This is a genomic window from Paenibacillus sp. NAIST15-1 (genome assembly GCF_001894745.1).
Lineage (GTDB): Bacteria > Bacillota > Bacilli > Paenibacillales > Paenibacillaceae > Paenibacillus_B > Paenibacillus_B suaedae.
The window spans coordinates 17,931-36,255 of sequence record NZ_BBYF01000017.1; the positions used below are offsets into that span (position 1 = coordinate 17,931).

Consider the following 18,325-nt stretch of genomic DNA (forward strand, 5'->3'; position numbering starts at 1 on the left):
TTTCCAATTTTATGAACCACAATTATACTTAGTAGAGTGAGTTTGGTGTAAGGAAATGAAAAAGTCTAGCGATGACCGACAAAAGGGGTAAATAGGCGGTGAATAATAGCTATGAAAATATCAATCGAAGAAATCGATATTCAGAAAGAAGAAGAAATTATTATACGATGTCATGAAGTCACTGATGAAATCATGAGTCTGATAAGTCGGATAAAAGTAAAAAATAAGATGCTCATGGGCTTTCAAGAGGATACGATTCACCAAATCAAGCTCAGCGATGTGTACTATTTTGAATCGGTGGATAACAAGGTATTTATGTATTGCAAGGATAAGGTGTTTGAAGCGAAACAGAAGCTGTACGAGCTCGAACAGGTAGTTGAGGGAAAGAAGTTTTTCCGCGCATCGAAATCTAGCATTCTCAATATCGCTAAAATATCGTACATCAAGCCGTCTATCAGCGGCAGGTTCGAGGCGAGAATGGATAATGGAGAGACGGTTATGGTGTCGCGTCAATATGTGCCGATTCTGAAATCGATGCTTGGTCTATAGGGAGGGACGAACATGAATGTTTCAGAGATTGTAAAAAGCTTTGTAAGAAATTACTTGCTTGTATTTGCAGGCATTGTCATATTCATCACCCTGCTGAACCATCTAAATATATGGGTAGACGGCTCGGATGCTTCGATATTTTCTCTCGGTTTCCATCATATATACGCAATCATGATATGCGCTTTGGTGGGTGTCTTGCCAAGTCCTTTGTTCTATTATTCTGCTGATGATACAAGCGAAAAGGGAATGCGGTTGCGAATTTTGATCCATTTTGTGATCTTAGAAGTAGTGTTGCTTATTCTCACGAATTGGATGGGTTGGGTAACGGGAGTAGTTAACACTATGATACTCGCATTTGAAATCGCAATTATCTCCCTGCTTGTCCGTTGGCTTGAATGGAGCAGTGACAGGAAGGTCGCAATGGAAATCAACGAGAAGCTACAAAAACTAAAAAATGATGAAGAACAATAAGACGGGGAGGCAGCAGCTTACCTCGTCTTTTTTACAGCTTACTTTGTTATTCATACAGCATAGTGTCGTTCATATTTACTCTGCACCAATCGTTATGTATGCTGATGCTGCACGAATGAAGCAGAGGAGGCTCGGATTTGGATGATAGGAAACATCATATTGATTATTGCAGTTGTTTGTGAAGTAGCATTTGCAGTATTCTGCATTTGTACGAAGTCGTATCAGAAAAAGATCAAAGCCATGATAAGGATTGGCGCTTTTGCAGCATTCCTAATTTTCACACTGGCTTCGGTCATCGAGTGGAGCTTCCGTTGGATGGGACTTGGACTGCTGCTGCTTGTCTGGGCGCAACTTGGAGTATGGACGCTCATACGCAGCAAAGAGGAGCACAAAGAATATAAAAGCGGCCGCGTTATCAGGAATGCAATTGCTATGTTTATGCTCGTTGTCATCACTATAACTCCTGCTCTCGTATTCCCGCAGTATCATTTGCTACCTGTTACGGGGAAATATCAAGTCGCAACCGCAACATACACCTATGTTGACAAAAATCGTATCGAACAATTTACAGACACAGGAGAAAATCGGCACGTTAATGTTGAGTTTTGGTATCCTGAACAGGCAGACGGTACCTATCCGCTGTTGGTATTCTCTCCTGGTGCATTCGGCAGCAAAGAAAGCAATTATTCAGCCTATATGGAGCTTGCGAGCCACGGGTACGTAGTATGCTCTATTGATCATCCGTATCATTCTTTTTATACGGAGTCCGAGGACGGAAACAGGGCGTTCATCGATCAGGGATATATGCAGGAAGTCTTTGGTGCCAACAAGGGAACATACACGGTAGAGCAGACCTATGGGCTTAATCAAAAATGGATGAAGCTGCGTACAGATGACATGAATTTTGTAATCGATACGATTTTGGAAAAAGCAAAAACGAGCAGTGACCAGGTTTATGCGCTAGTGAATACTCAAAAGATAGGTGTGTTTGGACACTCCATGGGCGGAGCAGCAAGCACTTGGCTTGGCAGGGAGCGTAATGATGTTGGCGCCGTTGTTAATATCGATGCTGCGATGTTTGGCGAGCTCGTATACAACAAGGAGACCGATGATTTTGCGGCAAGCAACAAGACCTATACGACTCCGCTTCTTAATATCTATTCTGACGCTGTGTGGGTACAACTCCTACAGCGCAACAGCAAATCCCCTTATGCAGCTAACAAAGTTATTGATAAAAACGGTAAAGTAGTGCATACCGTCCATTTCCAAGGAGCGGAGCATATGAGTCTTACCGACCTGTCCCTCATTTCCCCGCTAATATCTAATGTGCTGCAGGGCGGTAGGATGGCAGAAATTGATCCTTATTACTGTCTTGAGACGATGAATCATATTCTCGTACAGTTTTTCGATTGCTATCTCAAAGGGCAGGGCAGCTTCACATCTGCGGGAACATATTGATGGGCAAATCACTCTTAACTATTTCGATCCTCAACTTTTATCTTTTTTCATATTGCGCTTCAGATCGTTTGTGCTATAATAAATGTCGAATGGACGACCATTCACGTCATGCACAACAGAAGAAGTTATAGACAATGGAAGTTTGGTGCAAATCCAACACGGTCCCGCCACTGTAATAGGCTGAATACTCGGTCTTAAGTCAGGTCTTTTGTCTAGTAACTTTGCCAGGCCAGTCATTTCGAGGCGAAAGTGACTGGTTTACAAGTCTAGTGACGATTGCGCCTCACTAGGCTTTTTTTATATTTCTCGAAGGCAGTCGACAATGCAGTCGAGTTGGCCTGGTGGTCGCCGCCGAATATACGATGATGTACAAGCGAGGCAAGCGGGACGTTCTTCAACGAAGAAGAATCAGATGCACAATGATGTGCATGTCCCAACTTTTTCTTACTGAGATTTGTCGTAATGATGAACTCGACCCTATTGAGGTTGACGCATGTTTGCGTTACGATGTACAGTATAGATGATAATTGAATGATAAGTTGCACAATGGCGTGCACACGACATAACAAGCAAAGAGGCTTTTTGAAGGGAACCATCCCTTTGAGAGGCCTCTTTTTTTGTTGCAACTACTCGTTGGAGGTGCTTTACGTGGATAAACTTTCGATCAAAGCCGATCTCTATATGGGTCATGGCGCGCTGGATCGTCTGATGGAATGGCGTAATAAGCGGATTTTCATCGTTACCGATCCATTCATGGTCAAATCAGGGATGATCAACATGGTATTCGACCGACTGCATGAGAGCAATGAGCAATATATTTTCAGCAATATCGTACCCGATCCTCCTGTTGAAATCGTAACTGAAGGTGTTGAGGCATTGGGTGCGTTCAACACAGATTTAATCATTGCAATTGGCGGTGGATCTGCGATTGATGCGGCTAAGGCAATGAAGCTGTTTGCGCAGAAGCTGCTGAACCAGCAGGAGATTCCGTTCGTCGCGATTCCAACTACAAGCGGAACAGGATCAGAAGTGACATCGTTCTCTGTTATTAGCGACAAACAGAAAAACATCAAATACCCACTTGTGTCCGATGATATGCTGCCGCAAGAGGCGATATTGGATCCAGAGCTAGTCAAGAGTGTGCCGGACTTCATTACGGCGGATACCGGAATGGACGTATTGACGCATGCGATTGAAGCATATGTGTCTACTAAGGCAAATGATATATCCGATGCGCTCGCAGAGAAGGCTATCAAGCTGGTGTTTGCTTATTTGCCACGTGCATATAAGGATGGTGGAGATTTAGAAGCACGTGAAAAAATGCATAATGCCTCCTGTATTGCGGGAATGGCATTCAATATTACATCACTGGGGCTGAATCATGGCATTGCGCATGTCGCAGGTGCCAAATTCAAAATTGCGCATGGCCGCATGAATGCGATGCTGCTCCCGCATGTTATTGAATACAATGCAAATTATAAACCAGGCTATGGCAGAGAAGAGAGCACAGCTGCAGCGGTTCGTTACGCAGAAATCGCGAAGAGCTTGGGTCTATCCGCACCGAATCCGAAGAGCGGTGTACGCAGCTTGGTGCAAGCTATCAAGCAGCTGCAGAAGCAATTGCAGATGCCGCAGACGCTGAAGGAATGCGGAGTTGAGAAGGCGCTGTTGGATGAAATGAGAGCGTCGGTTGCCGAAGGCGCGTTGAAAGACGGCTGCACCGCGACGAATCCTCGTGTACCAACAGCAGGAGATGTGGCTGAAATTTTGAACAAAATGTTTCAATCGTAGGTTTGCGTCGAATTTTGTCTGAATGTGTATTGACAACGTTTGCAGTATTAAAATATAGTAAAGGTAACACAACGGCGTGTTGCATACAAAACCAAGCAAAGAGGCTTCTTAAAATTCCTGTGTGAACTTTTAAGGGGCTTTTATGTTTTTTTACAGCAATTTCACGTGTTTCTGACATGAGAGTGAGATGATGGTATGGAGCAACACACTGAGAAACAACGCGTTATCCAAGAGTACGTGCCTGGTAAACAGGTCACGCTGGCTCATATTATCGCGAATCCGAATCCAGATATCTATAAGAAGCTGGGATTAGGGAATGACGCACATGATTCCATCGGAGTCATGACGATAACACCAAGCGAGGCGTCCATTATTGCAGCGGATATCGCGACGAAGGCGGCTGGCGTACAGATTGGCTTTGTTGATCGCTTCAGCGGATCACTCGTCATTACAGGCGATGTATCCTCTGTCGAATCCGCCATAAGTGAAGTGCTGTTTGGACTGCAAAATATTTTAGGCTTCTCAACTGCTGCGAACATAACAAGAACGTAGGTGAAGAAGCTGATGAGAAAAATTATTTTCGCCGGAAGTACCGGTTCTGGCAAGACGACTCTGTGCCAATGGCTGCATGGTCAAGAAATTGCCTATAAAAAGACGCAAGCGATTGAAAGCTTCGACCAAGCAATCGATACGCCTGGCGAGTGCATCGAGAACCGATATTTGTACAAGATGCTGCTCGTATCGAGCGTAGATGCTGACGTAATCGGGCTTGTGCAAGATTGCACGAAGGAAGATAGTTACTTCCCACCCGCCTTTGCAACCGTATTTGCCAAGCCGGTCATCGGCGTGGTAACGAAGGTGGAACTGGCCGAGTCGCAGGAGCAAATCGCACAAGCGAGAGCTCATCTGCAGGCGGCTGGCGTGGAACAGATATTTGAAGTCTCGACGATAGAGAATGTGGGAGTGGAGGCGCTTCAGCAATACTTGGAGGCGTAAACGGCTGATTCTATTATTACAAGAGGCGCAATACCAATAGACAAGCAAATAACGGCAGACAATGAGGTGCATGACACATGAATGGAAAAATTGTAATAGTCGACGACGAACCTATTACAAGAATGGATATTCGTGAGATGCTCGAAGAGGCGAACTACAATGTAGTAGGCGAAGCTTCCGATGGATTTGAAGCCATCGAATTATGTAAGAAGCATCTGCCTGACCTCGTCATCATGGATGTTCAAATGCCCATCCTCGATGGGCTCAAGGCTAGTAAACGAATCTTATCAGAGCAGCTGGCAGGAGGAATTCTTCTCCTGACCGCCTTCAGCGACAAGCAGACTATCGAGAAAGCCTCGGCTGTCGGTGCGCTTGGCTATCTGGTAAAGCCGCTTGATGAAAAGTCGTTCATTCCCATGGTGGAAGTGACCATTGCCAAAGGCAAGGAGATACGCAAGCTGGAGCAGAATCTATCGAAGCTGACGCAGAAGATGGAAGAGCGCAAAGCAGTGGAGAAGGCGAAAGGGATCTTGATGAAGGAAAATGGCTATACCGAGGAGGAAGCCTATCAAACCCTGCGCAAATTAAGTATGGATAGACGATGTCCGATGATGGAAATCGCAACCACGATCGTCATGTCCTATGATTGATTTCAAAGAACGAATCAAGCAGCTGTGCAGACTCCATACGGGGTTGTCTGAAGCGGATATGGCGTGGATATGCGAAATTGCGGAGTCTTTTGAACATACCGAGGTGCAAGACGATGTGTTCATTGATGTACTGTCCAGTGTATCGAACGAGGCTATCGTCGTATATCATCGCCGTCCGAGCGAACGACAGTCCTTGTATGAGCGGCCAGTTACGGGAGAGAAGGCGCTGCGCGAGAATGAGCCTGGCGTTCTGAGAACTCTGGAGACTGGCATTATGTCGCAAGGCCTTGTCGCCAACACGCAGGAGAATCATCTGGTTCGGCAGACGGTATATCCGATGAAAAATCAAGATGGCGTCATTGCAGTTGTCATTTATGAAAAAGATGTGAGTGACAATATTCAAGCTCACTTCAATATGGCGGGAGCGCCGTATGAAGATGGCGAGATGTCTTCTATGCTGACGGCTATGCTTCGCTTCAAGGATTCGCTTATCAATCAGTTGGAGGACGCTGTTCTCGTGTTTGACAAGCATGGATTTTTGAAGCTTAAAAATAATCAGGCAGATGCGTATTATAGACAGCTTGGCTATTTGGAGGATATACAGGGCTTGCATTATGACAATTTGTCGCTCGATCAGACGATGTTCTCCGAGGTTATGAAGCAGCATTCATCTTCGCCGTGTTGTCCATTGACGACAGATGTGAAGGCTGCAGGCCGTTACTTCCAAGTGAAGCGGCTATTCATTGAGGAGAAGGATCTATGCGTAGGCGTCATTCTGCACGATGTAACCGAGATAAAGGACAAGGAAGCAGAGATCATCTCGAAGTCGGTAGCCATTCGGGAAATTCACCATCGAGTGAAGAACAATTTGCAGACGGTGGCATCCCTGCTGCGCATTCAAGGCCGACAGTGCAGTAGCCCTGAGGCTAAGAAATGTCTGGATGACAGTGTCAGTCGGGTATTGGCAATTGCGGCTACTCATGAACTGCTATCGACGGAAATCGATGCACAGGTAGATCTGCTCGATGTCATACGGCTCATTGCATCAAATATTGAGCGCTGCTTCGTTCATTGCCATGCTATCAAAGTGAACATCTCATCAACAGACAGTATTTGCTTAGATAGTGATCGTACCGTAGATATCGCGCTGATTGTAAGTGAGCTGCTGCACAATAGCTATGAGCATGCGTTCGGGGATTGTACAGAAGGTGAAATCACGATTACGGCGCAAGTCGAAGGAGGTCTTGTTACCGTCGTCGTTGCAGACAACGGAACAGGATTCGTGGTAGAAGAAGCTTCTCGCAAGAGCTTAGGGCTGTCGATCGTTCGCAGCTATGTGAAGGATAAGCTGAAAGGGAAGCTCACGATTGCATCAGGTGATAAGGGCACGGCTGTTACATTTACGTTCAAAAAAATAAATATTCGAACTACAAGGGCGTAGTTTTAGAAGCAAAGAGGCTTAAAGTCAACCATATCCGGTGTGAATCGGAAGTGGTGCTTTAAGCCTTTTTTTGTTCGAATGGTGTTGTTCGAATGTTACCACAATGCGATTCAGGAACTATGCCCAGTGGAGTTAAACGGAAATCAATCGGTGGGGGTGAGGAAAGTGGAAGAACAATTGCTGAGTGTAGGCATCGATATGGGGACTTCTACGACACAGATTGTGTTATCGAAGCTGCACATTCAGAACATGGCATCTTCCTTCACAGTGCCGCGATTGGTCATTACGGACAAAGAAGTTGTATATCGAAGCGATATTTGCTTCACGCCTGTAATGGAGGACAATCGCATCGATATGCAGCAGATTCAGGTGTTTATTGAAGAGCAGTATGCGAAGGCTGGCATTCGCAAGGAAGATATTCAGACAGGCGCTGTCATTATTACGGGGGAAACAGCTCGCAAAGAAAATGCCAACGAAGCGGTACTTTCGCTAAGCGGTTTCGCTGGAGACTTCGTAGTTGCAACGGCCGGTCCAGATCTGGAGAGCATCATCGCTGCGAAAGGTGCAGGTGCCCATACGTACTCCAAAGAGCATTCGACTTCCATCGTCAATATCGACATTGGCGGAGGTACGAGCAATCTGGCGCTATTTGCTAGCGGTGATCTCATCGATACAGGCTGCCTCGATATCGGTGGACGACTCATCAAGGTGGATCAAGCTACACATGAAGTGACGTACATTGCACCGAAAATTAAGCAGCTGGCAGAGCGGAGAGGCATCAAGCTCGCACTCGGTCAGCGGGTAACTCCAACCGACTTGGAGCCGATTATCGGAGAGATGGTCAAGCTGCTCGAAGAGAGCGTTGGACTGAGGCAGCCCGGCGACTTTTATGACACGATCATCACGAACAAAGGGATCAAGCTGGAACGTTCGATTCCGTGCATTTCTTTCTCCGGCGGCGTCGCGGACTACATTTATGAAGAGGCGACGGGCGATGTGTTCCAGTACGGTGACATCGGCATCTTGCTCGGCCGTGCCATCGCAGCGTCTCCGCTTACGGCGCAGATGACAGTGGCTCGGTCAGCTGAGACCATCCGAGCAACCGTAGTTGGAGCAGGGTCTCATACGACGGAAATTAGCGGCAGCACGATTACGTACACGGAAGAGAGCTTCCCGATTAAGAATATTCCGATTCTGAAGCTTGCTGCGGCAGATGAGTCGGGAAGCAGTGAGACGCTGGCGCAGGCGATTGCCGACAAGCTGAATTGGTTCAAGCTGAACAATGATCTGCAGCGGGTTGCGATTGCATTGGAAGGGAAGAAGAGCCCCAGCTTCCAAGAGGTTCAGAAATATGCGCAAGGGCTGTATCAAGGCATGTCCGAGCTGCTGGAGCGGGATTATCCCCTCATCGTGATCGTCCATCACGACATGGCGAAAGTGCTGGGACAGACGCTGTACGCCCTGCTTGACTACAAGAAGGATGTTGTCTGCATCGATAGTGTTGTGGTTGATAACGGCGACTATATCGATATCGGCAAGCCGATTGCGAATGGTAAGGTGCTGCCAGTCGTCATTAAAACCCTCGTATTTCATTAGGGGAGGTTCAAAAATTTCGATTTTGATCACGAAGTGATACTGGTAGTAACTCGGCATCGAACATTGCGTTCACTCTCGAAATCCGCTGCTCATGTAGTCCCGACTACACTGCGCTGCTCATTCTTCGAGTTCTCACAATCTTCTCGGTGCTGAAAACCGAATTTTTTGAACTTTTATTATTAAGACAAATTGATTATGAGTTGGAAGGAGGAGCTTTTGTGATTTTAAAAACGAAGTTGTTTGGCCGCGTGTATCAGTTCAGCAGCCTTATGGAAGTTATGGCAAAAGCAAACGAGGAAAAATCAGGGGATACACTGGCTGGGCTGGGTGCTACTTCGTCCGAAGAGCGTGTAGCTGCGAAAGTAGTTCTCTCCCAAATTAAGCTGTCTGATCTGCGCAACAATCCAGCCGTTCCTTACGAGGTAGATGAGGTTACCCGCATTATCCAAGATGGGGTTAATGAGCGCATTTACAGTGAAATTCAAAACTGGACGGTTGAAGAGCTGCGGGAGTGGATCTTGAATGAGAACACGACCGAAGCTGACATTAAACGCGTATCGCGCGGGTTGACAGCCGAAATGATTGCAGCGGTTGCGAAGATTATGTCCAACCTTGACCTGATGTACGGTGCGAAGAAGATTCGCATTGAGGCTACTGCCAATACGACGATTGGCCGTGCAGGTACGTTGTCCGCACGTTTGCAGCCGAATCACCCGACAGATGATCCGGATGGAATCATGGCTTCCCTTATGGAAGGCTTGACCTTCGGTATCGGGGACGCCGTACTTGGTCTCAATCCAGTTGACGACTCGGTTGAGAGTGTAACACGTGTATTGAAGCGATTCGAGGAATTCCGTCAGAAGTGGGAGATTCCAACGCAAACTTGCGTTTTGGCTCACGTTACCACGCAAATGGAAGCGGTGAAGCGCGGCGCGCCGACAGGACTTATCTTCCAATCGATCGCCGGCTCTCAAAAAGGGAATGAAGCATTCGGCTTCAATGCCGACACGATTGCGGAAGCGCAGCAGCTTGTCTTGCAGCACGGGCAAGTAGCAGGGCCAGACGTCATGTACTTTGAAACAGGGCAAGGCTCGGAGTTGTCTTCCGAAGCGCATCACGGCATTGACCAAGTGACGATGGAAGCGCGTTGCTACGGTTTTGCGAAGAAATACAATCCGTTCCTAGTCAATACTGTTGTTGGATTTATCGGGCCTGAGTATCTGTACGATGCGAAGCAAGTCGTTCGCGCCGGCTTGGAAGATCACTTCATGGGTAAGCTGACAGGCGTCTCCATGGGTTGTGATGCTTGTTACACAAACCATATGAAGGCTGACCAGAATGACTTGGAAAACTTGGCTGTGCTCTTATCTACAGCAGGTTGTAACTTCTTCATGGGCATCCCGCATGGCGATGATGTCATGCTTAACTATCAGACAACGGGCTATCATGAAACCGCGACACTGCGTGAATTGCTTGGCTTGCGTCCAATCCGCGAGTTCGAACAATGGATGGAGAAGATGGGCTTCATTGAAAATGGCAAGTTGACGAAAAAAGCCGGAGACGCATCCGTGTTTCTTAAGTAGGGAAAGGAGGAAGCTCACATGAACGAAAAAGATCTAAAATCGATGATTGAGTCGATATTGAACGAAATGGTAGGAAACGAGACGGTGCCGGCTGCAGAAGCAGTGAAGGAAGTCGTCACGAAGGCAGTGGAAGTGACTGCTCCGCAAGAGGGAAAAACGGAGTTTGCCGTAGGTGGGCTGGTACAAGCCACCATGCCTGCAGAAGAGCAACTGGACGATGGCGAATGTCTGGATGATATTACAGATATCGATCTGCGCAAGCTGCTGCTTGTACCGGATCCAGAGGACCGCGAAGGCTACTTGAAAATGAAAGAAAAAACACCTGCACGCCTTGGCGTATGGCGTGCAGGCCCACGATACAAGACAATTACGTCGCTGCGCTTCCGTGCTGACCATGCTGCAGCACAAGATGCCGTGTTCTCCTACGTGTCTGAGGACTTCGTGAAGGAAATGAATCTTGTGCCGATTGCGACAAAATGTCGGGACAAGGATGAATATATTACGCGCCCTGACTTGGGACGCCAATTCTCTGATGAAACGATTGCGACGATTAAACAGCGTACGACCAATCAGGCGAAAGTTCAGATTATGGTTGGTGATGGCTTAAGTTCCGCCGCGATTGAAGCCAATTTGCGCGACATCATTCCATCCATCACACAAGGTCTGAAGATGTATGGTTACGAAGTCGGCAATATCTTGTTTGTTAAGCATTGCCGCGTTCCTTCCATGGATGTCATTGGCGATGTAACAGAAGCGGATGTCGTGTGTCTGCTCGTTGGCGAACGTCCAGGATTGGTTACCGCTGAATCAATGAGTGCCTACATCGCTTATAAGCCGACGGTAGGTATGCCTGAAGCGAGACGCACGGTTATCTCCAACATTCACTCAGGCGGTACGCCTGCAGTTGAAGCCGGCGCGCATATTGCAGAGCTGATCAAGACGATGATTGACCGCAAAGCATCAGGTATTGATTTGAAACTGTAGCGTTCATTCCAATGTCGTTCAATAATCACGACAAGTTGAACACGCAATTTATAAGCTATCGCAAGGAGGAAGGCACGTATGAGAAACGAACCGATTCATGCAACGGTGCTCGGCATGAAGCTCATTTCCAACGTAAGCCTGGATATGGCAAGCAAGCTGGAGCTGAAGCCACACCATAAGAGCTTAGGTATTATTACTGCTGACATTGACGATGTCACGTACGTGGCATTGGATGAAGCGACAAAAGCAGCAGCCGTAGATGTTGTCTATGCAAAAAGCATGTATGCCGGATCGGCCAATGCTTCAACGAAGCTGGCAGGCGAGGTCATTGGTATTCTGGCAGGACCCAATCCAGAAGAAGTGCGCAGCGGCATGAGCGCCGTTGCGGATTTCATCGAGAGCGGAGCGCATTTCGTGAGTGCAAATGAAGATAACAGCATTACGTATTTCGCTCACTGTGTATCCCGTACAGGAACGCACTTATCCGAGACAGCAGGCATCAAGGAAGGAGAAGCGATCGCTTACTTAATCGCTCCTCCACTTGAAGCAATGTATGCACTTGATGCAGCACTGAAGGCCGCAGATGTGACAATTGCCGCTTTCTTCGGACCACCTTCAGAAACGAACTTCGGTGGTGCATTGCTTACGGGCAGTCAATCGGCCTGCAAGGCAGCATGCGATGCGTTCGCAGACGCTGTTCAATTCGTCGCAGACAATCCGACGAGTTATTAAGGTAACGGGCGATGAGAAATAGTGCATTAGGATTGGTTGAGGTTAGGGGATATCTCGGAGCAGTCGCTGCCGCAGATGCCGCTTTGAAGGCAGCAAGCGTTACTTGCATCGGTGTTGAGATCATCAATGGTGGATTGGTAACGGTGAAGCTCGATGGTGATGTCGGAGCTGTACAAGCTGCCGTTGACGCGGGAGCAGAGCTGGCCAAGCAGCTGGATGTACTTGTCACTCGTCATGTGATTGCTCGCATGCATGAAGAGACAGCAGCAATGGTTGCGACTCCGGATACTCCTGATGATGAAGGGGACAATCACTGTCAGGTGAAAGAGAGCGACAGCACGAGTCAAAATAAACAAGGCGAGGCGGAACTCGTCTCTGAGATTGCGGCTGAACATGAAGCTGTAACAGATACGAATGAAGCTAAGGATGTTGCAAATAAGTTCGCTGCAACGAGCATCAACGAAGCTGACGAGAAGAATTCCAGAGGCGAAAAGCATGATGCTTCGGATGATGTTTCGAAGTCGGTCAAGCTAGAGTCGACCGAAGGAAACAACAATGCAGCTGCTGCAACTGGCCAGGAACGCATATCTGGAATCACGGATTCCGTGATCGCAATACAAGCAGATGAAGCCCCTGCAGCTGAGGATGCTAATGATAAGGAAGAAACTGTTACTAAGTCTGAACAAGTAGCTGCTCCGAAGGTTTCGCAAGCGAAAGCAGAATCAACTGCTGCTAAGGCTAGCAACAGTACTGTTGAAGGTAAGACAAACGCTGGCATAACGAAAACCGCTCATGCTTCGAATTCTGCGGGTTTGAATACGTCAACTGTTGGCGACAAGCAGAAGCAAGCTAGTACCGGTAATGGCGGCGCTGCACGCGTAAAGCCAGTGCCTTCACCAGCCGCGAAACGGAGCAAAAGCACAAAAAAAGCAAGTTCGTAAAAAATGGAGTAGAGAGAAGGAATATTGATGGAAACATTGGATAAAGACCTACGATCCATTCAAGAAGTCCGTGATCTGATCAAGAAAGCGAAAGAAGCACAAGCCAAGCTTGCCGTCATGACGCAGGAGCAGATTAACGCAATCGTCAAGGCAGTAGCGGATGCTGGCTACAAGCATCGCGAGAAGCTCGCGAAGATGGCAAATGAGGAAACTGGCTTCGGCCGTTGGCAGGATAAAATCATCAAGAACTCATTTGCTTCGAAGCACGTGTATGCATCGATCAAGGACATGAAGACAGTTGGCGTGTTGAAGGATGACAAGGCACACAAGGTGATGGAGGTAGCGGTTCCAGTCGGCGTTATTGCGGGTCTGATTCCGTCTACGAATCCAACATCGACAGTTATCTACAAGGCGCTCATCGCGTTGAAAGCTGGGAACAGCATTGTGTTCTCTCCACATCCGAACGCGCTCAAGAGCATTTTGGAAACAGTGAAGGACATCAGCGAGGCAGCTGTGCAAGCAGGTTGTCCGGAAGGTGCCATCGGCGTCATGACCGTTCCTACGATCCAAGGTACGGATCAATTGATGAAGCACAAAGATGTTGCCTTGATTCTTGCAACTGGTGGAACAGCGATGGTCAAAGCCGCTTATTCCTCCGGTACGCCGGCAATCGGGGTTGGTCCGGGCAACGGCCCTGCCTTCATTGAGAAGAGTGCGAACATCCCGCTTGCAGTCAAGCGCATCATGGATTCCAAAACGTTCGACAACGGCACAATCTGTGCATCCGAACAATCCGTTGTTGTGGAAGCATGCAGTAAGGATGCGGTAATTGCGGAATTTAAAAAGCAGGGGGCTTACTTCCTTTCGAAGGAAGAGGCAGCACAGCTTGGCAAGTTCATTATGCGCGCCAATGGCACTATGAATCCGCAAATCGTCGGACGCAGTGTGGAACATATCGCGAAGCTGGCGAACCTGAGCATTCCAGCAGATGCACGCGTGCTGATCGCAGAAGAGACACAAGTTGGACCGAAGGTTCCATACTCTCGCGAGAAGCTGGCTCCGATTCTTGCCTTCTACACAGAAGACAACTGGGAAGCGGCATGCGAGCGCTGCATCGAGATTCTGCATGGCGAGGGTGCAGGCCACACGATGGTCATTCACTCCGAAAATGAAGAGATCATTCGCGAGTTCGCATTGAAGAAGCCAGTATCCCGCTTGCTTGTGAACACACCGGGTACACTTGGCGGTATCGGCGCAACAACAGCAATTGCACCGGCGCTTACGCTGGGATGCGGTGCCGTTGGCGGCAGCTCGACATCCGACAACATCAGCCCACTTAATCTGCTCAATATCCGCAGAGTCGCTTATGGACTTCGCGAGATGGAAGATTTGATGGAGCAGGAGCAGCCTGTGGCTCAGCAAGATAAATTGGCAAGCCTTAATTTAGGAGACAAAGAAGAGCTGATCGGCATGATCGTCGCTCGTATTCTCGAAAAACTGTAAGTTGATAGATTCATGAGGATTCCTATTTATTTGTTTCACAACAATGGTAACTCAACACTTTATATACAATTAATTCTAATTTATTGACTACTAGGAGGAATTTTATTATGGCAAACGCAAACGCATTGGGAATGGTAGAAACGAAAGGTTTGGTAGGCGCAATCGAAGCAGCAGACGCAATGGTAAAAGCAGCTAACGTTACATTGATCGGCAAAGAGCAAATCGGTGCAGGTCTCGTAACTGTAATGGTTCGCGGTGACGTAGGTGCAGTTAAAGCAGCTACAGATGCAGGTGCAGCAGCAGCAGAACGTGTTGGCGAATTGTTGTCCGTACACGTAATTCCAAGACCACATTCCGAAGTGGACGCAATCTTGCCTAAGACAAAAACAGTAGAGTAATTCGGATTCCGAACGAGTTTTATTGAAAGAGATGAAGCAGGATGCTGGCGTTAAGCTCGGCATCCTGCAACTCATCTATCGTGATGAATCGGCTTGTTCAAGCCGAGATAATTGGCGTTAACGAGATGGATTTGAACAACACGCATTCGCACGAGAAGGATGTGAGAACATGGCTCTGATTACGGAAAGCGAACTCCGCAAGCATTTTCGAAACCAGAATTTGAAGGATGTTGCCGTATATGAGACGGCGGCAGGTACAATTCTAACGCCGTCGGCCAAGAGCTTCTTGACCGATCACCAGATCGAACTCCGATATGTGACGGCTCCTGAACTTGGGGCGAATACGGCCACGGTGGAGGCACCATCGTCCACTAAGGAAGTTAAACTGCAGATTACGAAAAACCTGGATGTCGAACCTGCGACAGAAGGCAAGAAGCGATTTCGCACGCTGTATGGCGGTTTTTTGGAAACGAAGCCGGAGCATATGACCCATTTATATGGCAATATGCTTGTATTCAAGGATCATCCACGGATCCTCTTCCGCGGGAAGTTGGATTCACTAGAAACAAAATGTTTAGAAGCGCAAATTAGCTGCTTCAAGTTGAACATGACCAAGCTGGTCAATGATTTGGAAGAAATCTTGCAATTCGTACGGCGAGTCGTGCGATGCGAGGTACTGAGTGAGAGCATTGAAGAGTTTCATTTGCTTGGGATGACAGCGAAGGAACTTCGAGAGCAATCTCATTTTCCTAAGAAGTACTTTGGATTGGAACATTTTCAACCCAGCTATGAAATGGGCGAAGCGGTTGTTGTTATAAATGCGTTGCGCACATTGACAAGGGAGACGGAACTGTTGGCTTATCAGGCCTTCAAGAAGGAGCATGGCGAAGCAGATCGCGAGGATATTATCCGTTCGCTGAACCGTTTGTCCTCCTTGTTCTGGATTATCATGTTCCGCATCCGTGTTGGACACTACGATAAATGAGGTGAAAAGGTGGATAACCAACTGGTAGAAAGCATTATTAACGAAGTGGTGAAACGTGTGCAGAATGAAGCCTGCTTCGAGGTGGAAGCATCCGGCAAGCATGTGCATTTGAACCGGGAAGCGATCGATGCGTTGTTCGGTGAAGGCTATCAATTGACGAAGGCGAAGGAGTTGTCCCAGCCTGGGCAATATGCCTGTAAAGAACGCGTTACACTGATCGGTCCGAAGGGCTCACTGCATAACGTAGTCGTGCTCGGCCCTGAGCGCAAGGAATCTCAAGTTGAGGTATCACTGACAGATTCTGTTGTGCTTGGTGTGTCTGTACTTGTAAAAGAAAGCGGCAAGCTGGAAGGAACTCCGGGCATCGTGATTGCTTCTGGCAGTAACATGATTAGATTGGAAAAAGGACTCATCGCTGCACAGCGCCATATTCATGTGAAAGCTGAGGATGCTGAGAAGTTCAACGTGAAAAATGGCGAGATCGTACAGGTGAAAGTGTTTGGCAAGCGCCCGCTTATTTTTGACGATGTGCTTGTACGCGTCAGCTCCAACTATGAGACTTACATGCATATCGACTATGATGAGGCAAATGCATGCGGCTTTGCAAAAGGGACGAAGGGCATAATTGTAAAGCAGAGCATCTAGGTTTAGGAGTGTGAAAAAATGAACATAGAAGCTCAAGACCGAGCTGCAATCATTGAAGCCGTAGCAGCAGAGGTAATCAAAAGACTAGGGCAACAGGACAAGAAAGAACCGACTGCAGCGAGAAAGCAAGCGGTTCTTCTATCCATGGAAGCGGTACCGGAATTGGAGAGCCTACTGAACTCGCATGTTGATGTTCGTTATTATGATGAGACGCTCAGAGATTGTGATGTACTAATTATCCCTAAGCTATGCATTCAGCTGTTAGCCAACCTTGCTAACGGAATAAGTGCAGGCCCACGCGAACGATTTGTCTTGACGATGCTGCTTAAGGGACGAGAGGTTATCGCACTCGAAGAAGGATTGCAGTATCGTAAATACAAGTCGACGGCACCTGTACTCTTGTACAAGATGTATGACGAGTTTGCGGCAAAGCTTAGTGCTTACGGGATTCGGCTTGTAAAGGAGCAGGATCTTCCTGCAGCCTGCCTAGAGATTGGCAATGTCTCTGGAAAACTTCAAGCTGGACAACATGCAGTGGCGTCACAGGAAGATATTCGGGTTGAATCCGTAGTAGGCGACATAGCGTCTCATGCACTAGTGCTGAATCGCAAGGTTATTACGGAAGCGGAATTGAAGAAGCATCGTCTGCATAACGGAAAAGAAATTGTCATTGATCGGCACAGCATCATTACACCGCTCGCGCAAGACTACTTGCGCATGCAGAAGATGCAGGTGCACAGAAGATAACGGCGGGGTGAAACTATGATCGTGGGACAAGTTACGGGAAGCCTGTGGGCGACCCGCAAGGACAACAAGCTGAATGGTCTGACCTTCCTGGTGGTCAAGCCGTTATCGAATCATGATGAACCCGTTCAGCGTGATTACTTCGTCGCGGCAGATAATGCAGGAGCGGGCATCGGTGATACTGTGCTCGTGACAACGGGAAGCGCAGCCCGTGCATCATTCACGAACTCAGACATACCAGTCGACGCGGTTATTGTCGGCATTGTGGATTCTATCGAGGTATCTCATGACTAGTGCAATCGGTGTGATTGAGCTGCGCAGCATAAGCAAAGGCTATGAGACGGCTGACCGCATGCTGAAGACATCTCCCGTCAGCGTGCATCATATGAAGCCGATCTGCCCGGGGAAGTTCCTCATTATGATGAGCGGAGACACGGCAGATGTTCAGGCTGCGATGGAAGCAGCCCGAGCGGAAGCAAGTGATTTCCGTATTAGCGATTTCGAGCTGCACGGTGTTCAGCCCGAAATCGTCGAGGGGCTGAAACGCAGCAACGCTTCACTACCTGTGGATGCGCTTGGAATTGTGGAGACTTCTACAGTGTCTTCCGGTATTTATGCACTGAATGAAGCACTGAAGCAAAGTGACATTCACGTGAAGAAAATGAATCTCGGCATGGCTATCGGCGGCAAGTTCCTCGCCGTATTCACGGGTAGTGTGAGCGATGTCGAGCAGGGGATGAAGGTGTTCGTATCCTCCATGGATCAAAAGCGGATTATTCATTATTCCGTGATACCTTCCCCATCCGAAGAACTTAAACAACACTTCCGATAGGTAGTTTAAAAAGCTCGCTTTTGATC

Annotated in this window: 23 protein-coding genes and 1 riboswitch; of the genes, 22 read left to right on the forward strand and 1 reads right to left on the reverse strand. The window is 47.8% G+C overall.

All coding sequences use genetic code 11. The features are described 5' to 3' along the window. Window positions 1-111 precede the first annotated feature (111 nt). From PBN151_RS24510 to PBN151_RS24520, 4 genes are read left to right on the forward strand one after another with little or no spacing between them, the layout of a single operon-like run. Window positions 112-549: a LytTR family DNA-binding domain-containing protein gene (locus tag PBN151_RS24510; protein WP_072731094.1), complete on the forward strand. Its 438-nt coding sequence runs from the start codon at window positions 112-114 to the stop codon at window positions 547-549. 12 nt (window positions 550-561) lie between these two features. Next, entirely contained in the window at window positions 562-1,020 is a 459-nt protein-coding gene (locus tag PBN151_RS24515) for a DUF3021 family protein (protein ID WP_072731095.1), read from the forward strand. Next, window positions 1,004-1,165 carry a hypothetical protein gene (locus PBN151_RS32080; RefSeq protein WP_227775047.1) on the forward strand — a complete coding sequence of 54 codons (162 nt, stop codon included), beginning with the start codon at window positions 1,004-1,006 and terminating at the stop codon, window positions 1,163-1,165. Before PBN151_RS24515 ends, PBN151_RS32080 begins: the two co-directional genes overlap by 17 nt. Then, window positions 1,162-2,478 (forward strand): alpha/beta hydrolase family protein, encoded by a 1,317-nt coding sequence (locus PBN151_RS24520; RefSeq protein WP_227775049.1) that lies wholly within the window; start codon window positions 1,162-1,164, stop codon window positions 2,476-2,478. Before PBN151_RS32080 ends, PBN151_RS24520 begins: the two co-directional genes overlap by 4 nt. Before the next feature lie 110 nt (window positions 2,479-2,588). Next, window positions 2,589-2,740, forward strand: a riboswitch (adenosylcobalamin (AdoCbl) riboswitch). 4 nt (window positions 2,741-2,744) lie between these two features. On the opposite strand, the gene PBN151_RS32370 is transcribed toward PBN151_RS24520, so the two are convergent. After that, complete coding sequence (locus PBN151_RS32370; RefSeq protein WP_265332133.1) at window positions 2,745-2,876, reverse strand: hypothetical protein; 132 nt, start codon at window positions 2,874-2,876, stop codon at window positions 2,745-2,747. Window positions 2,877-3,126: 250 nt separating this feature from the next. Here PBN151_RS32370 and PBN151_RS24525 point away from each other — a divergent pair, with 250 nt between their 5' ends. From PBN151_RS24525 to PBN151_RS24605, 18 genes are all read left to right on the forward strand, one after another. Then, window positions 3,127-4,269, forward strand: a complete 1,143-nt coding sequence (locus PBN151_RS24525; RefSeq protein ID WP_072731096.1) for a 1-propanol dehydrogenase PduQ — start codon at window positions 3,127-3,129, stop codon at window positions 4,267-4,269. Between the two features lie 195 nt (window positions 4,270-4,464). Beyond that, window positions 4,465-4,821, forward strand: coding sequence for a BMC domain-containing protein (locus tag PBN151_RS24530; RefSeq protein WP_021252539.1), 357 nt, complete (start codon window positions 4,465-4,467; stop codon window positions 4,819-4,821). A 12-nt stretch (window positions 4,822-4,833) separates the two neighbouring features. Next, window positions 4,834-5,265 carry a EutP/PduV family microcompartment system protein gene (locus PBN151_RS24535; RefSeq protein ID WP_072731097.1) on the forward strand — a complete coding sequence of 144 codons (432 nt, stop codon included), beginning with the start codon at window positions 4,834-4,836 and terminating at the stop codon, window positions 5,263-5,265. A gap of 77 nt (window positions 5,266-5,342) precedes the next feature. Continuing rightward, entirely contained in the window at window positions 5,343-5,915 is a 573-nt protein-coding gene (locus PBN151_RS24540) for an ANTAR domain-containing response regulator (RefSeq protein WP_072731098.1), read from the forward strand. After that, window positions 5,908-7,356 carry a sensor histidine kinase gene (locus PBN151_RS24545; protein WP_072731099.1) on the forward strand — a complete coding sequence of 483 codons (1,449 nt, stop codon included), beginning with the start codon at window positions 5,908-5,910 and terminating at the stop codon, window positions 7,354-7,356. The genes PBN151_RS24540 and PBN151_RS24545 overlap by 8 nt, the downstream gene beginning before the upstream one ends. 165 nt (window positions 7,357-7,521) lie before the next feature. After that, entirely contained in the window at window positions 7,522-8,952 is a 1,431-nt protein-coding gene (eutA, locus tag PBN151_RS24550; RefSeq protein ID WP_072731100.1) for an ethanolamine ammonia-lyase reactivating factor EutA, read from the forward strand. A 218-nt stretch (window positions 8,953-9,170) separates the two neighbouring features. Next, a complete protein-coding gene (locus PBN151_RS24555; RefSeq protein WP_021252534.1) occupies window positions 9,171-10,535 on the forward strand; it encodes an ethanolamine ammonia-lyase subunit EutB in 1,365 nt (454 codons plus the stop codon). 18 nt (window positions 10,536-10,553) lie between these two features. Beyond that, window positions 10,554-11,519: an ethanolamine ammonia-lyase subunit EutC gene (eutC, locus tag PBN151_RS24560; protein ID WP_028531609.1), complete on the forward strand. Its 966-nt coding sequence runs from the start codon at window positions 10,554-10,556 to the stop codon at window positions 11,517-11,519. 78 nt (window positions 11,520-11,597) lie between these two features. Continuing rightward, window positions 11,598-12,251, forward strand: a complete 654-nt coding sequence (gene eutL / locus PBN151_RS24565; protein ID WP_021252532.1) for an ethanolamine utilization microcompartment protein EutL — start codon at window positions 11,598-11,600, stop codon at window positions 12,249-12,251. A gap of 11 nt (window positions 12,252-12,262) precedes the next feature. Further along, the gene (locus tag PBN151_RS32455; RefSeq protein ID WP_072731101.1) at window positions 12,263-13,192 is read left to right on the forward strand and encodes a BMC domain-containing protein; all 930 of its coding nucleotides are present in this window, start codon (window positions 12,263-12,265) and stop codon (window positions 13,190-13,192) included. Window positions 13,193-13,219: 27 nt separating this feature from the next. Beyond that, the gene (locus PBN151_RS24575; protein ID WP_072731102.1) at window positions 13,220-14,695 is read left to right on the forward strand and encodes an acetaldehyde dehydrogenase (acetylating); all 1,476 of its coding nucleotides are present in this window, start codon (window positions 13,220-13,222) and stop codon (window positions 14,693-14,695) included. A gap of 107 nt (window positions 14,696-14,802) precedes the next feature. Then, window positions 14,803-15,093, forward strand: coding sequence for a BMC domain-containing protein (locus PBN151_RS24580; RefSeq protein WP_005549798.1), 291 nt, complete (start codon window positions 14,803-14,805; stop codon window positions 15,091-15,093). A 41-nt stretch (window positions 15,094-15,134) separates the two neighbouring features. Further along, window positions 15,135-15,272 carry a hypothetical protein gene (locus PBN151_RS32090; RefSeq protein ID WP_174811097.1) on the forward strand — a complete coding sequence of 46 codons (138 nt, stop codon included), beginning with the start codon at window positions 15,135-15,137 and terminating at the stop codon, window positions 15,270-15,272. Continuing rightward, a complete protein-coding gene (locus tag PBN151_RS24585; protein WP_072731103.1) occupies window positions 15,263-16,078 on the forward strand; it encodes a cobalamin adenosyltransferase in 816 nt (271 codons plus the stop codon). Before PBN151_RS32090 ends, PBN151_RS24585 begins: the two co-directional genes overlap by 10 nt. A gap of 9 nt (window positions 16,079-16,087) precedes the next feature. Continuing rightward, the gene (eutD, locus tag PBN151_RS24590) at window positions 16,088-16,723 is read left to right on the forward strand and encodes an ethanolamine utilization phosphate acetyltransferase EutD (protein WP_072731104.1); all 636 of its coding nucleotides are present in this window, start codon (window positions 16,088-16,090) and stop codon (window positions 16,721-16,723) included. 18 nt (window positions 16,724-16,741) lie between these two features. Continuing rightward, window positions 16,742-17,470 (forward strand): ethanolamine utilization protein, encoded by a 729-nt coding sequence (locus PBN151_RS24595; protein WP_072731105.1) that lies wholly within the window; start codon window positions 16,742-16,744, stop codon window positions 17,468-17,470. A 15-nt stretch (window positions 17,471-17,485) separates the two neighbouring features. Next, a complete protein-coding gene (locus PBN151_RS24600) occupies window positions 17,486-17,761 on the forward strand; it encodes a EutN/CcmL family microcompartment protein (RefSeq protein WP_021252525.1) in 276 nt (91 codons plus the stop codon). Continuing rightward, window positions 17,754-18,299, forward strand: coding sequence for a BMC domain-containing protein (locus PBN151_RS24605; RefSeq protein ID WP_072731106.1), 546 nt, complete (start codon window positions 17,754-17,756; stop codon window positions 18,297-18,299). Before PBN151_RS24600 ends, PBN151_RS24605 begins: the two co-directional genes overlap by 8 nt. The last annotated feature ends 26 nt before the right edge of the window (window positions 18,300-18,325 follow it).

Coding starts and splice junctions, on each gene's coding strand:
- PBN151_RS24510 (WP_072731094.1), top strand. CDS start 112: ATGAAAATATCAATCGAAGAAATCGATATTCAGAAAGAAGAAGAAATT.
- PBN151_RS24515 (WP_072731095.1), top strand. CDS start 562: ATGAATGTTTCAGAGATTGTAAAAAGCTTTGTAAGAAATTACTTGCTT.
- PBN151_RS32080 (WP_227775047.1), top strand. CDS start 1,004: ATGATGAAGAACAATAAGACGGGGAGGCAGCAGCTTACCTCGTCTTTT.
- PBN151_RS24520 (WP_227775049.1), top strand. CDS start 1,162: ATGATAGGAAACATCATATTGATTATTGCAGTTGTTTGTGAAGTAGCA.
- PBN151_RS24530 (WP_021252539.1), top strand. CDS start 4,465: ATGGAGCAACACACTGAGAAACAACGCGTTATCCAAGAGTACGTGCCT.
- PBN151_RS24535 (WP_072731097.1), top strand. CDS start 4,834: ATGAGAAAAATTATTTTCGCCGGAAGTACCGGTTCTGGCAAGACGACT.
- PBN151_RS24540 (WP_072731098.1), top strand. CDS start 5,343: ATGAATGGAAAAATTGTAATAGTCGACGACGAACCTATTACAAGAATG.
- PBN151_RS24545 (WP_072731099.1), top strand. CDS start 5,908: ATGATTGATTTCAAAGAACGAATCAAGCAGCTGTGCAGACTCCATACG.
- eutC (WP_028531609.1), top strand. CDS start 10,554: ATGAACGAAAAAGATCTAAAATCGATGATTGAGTCGATATTGAACGAA.
- eutL (WP_021252532.1), top strand. CDS start 11,598: ATGAGAAACGAACCGATTCATGCAACGGTGCTCGGCATGAAGCTCATT.
- PBN151_RS32455 (WP_072731101.1), top strand. CDS start 12,263: ATGAGAAATAGTGCATTAGGATTGGTTGAGGTTAGGGGATATCTCGGA.
- PBN151_RS24575 (WP_072731102.1), top strand. CDS start 13,220: ATGGAAACATTGGATAAAGACCTACGATCCATTCAAGAAGTCCGTGAT.
- PBN151_RS24580 (WP_005549798.1), top strand. CDS start 14,803: ATGGCAAACGCAAACGCATTGGGAATGGTAGAAACGAAAGGTTTGGTA.
- PBN151_RS32090 (WP_174811097.1), top strand. CDS start 15,135: ATGCTGGCGTTAAGCTCGGCATCCTGCAACTCATCTATCGTGATGAAT.
- PBN151_RS24585 (WP_072731103.1), top strand. CDS start 15,263: ATGGCTCTGATTACGGAAAGCGAACTCCGCAAGCATTTTCGAAACCAG.
- PBN151_RS24595 (WP_072731105.1), top strand. CDS start 16,742: ATGAACATAGAAGCTCAAGACCGAGCTGCAATCATTGAAGCCGTAGCA.
- PBN151_RS24600 (WP_021252525.1), top strand. CDS start 17,486: ATGATCGTGGGACAAGTTACGGGAAGCCTGTGGGCGACCCGCAAGGAC.
- PBN151_RS24605 (WP_072731106.1), top strand. CDS start 17,754: ATGACTAGTGCAATCGGTGTGATTGAGCTGCGCAGCATAAGCAAAGGC.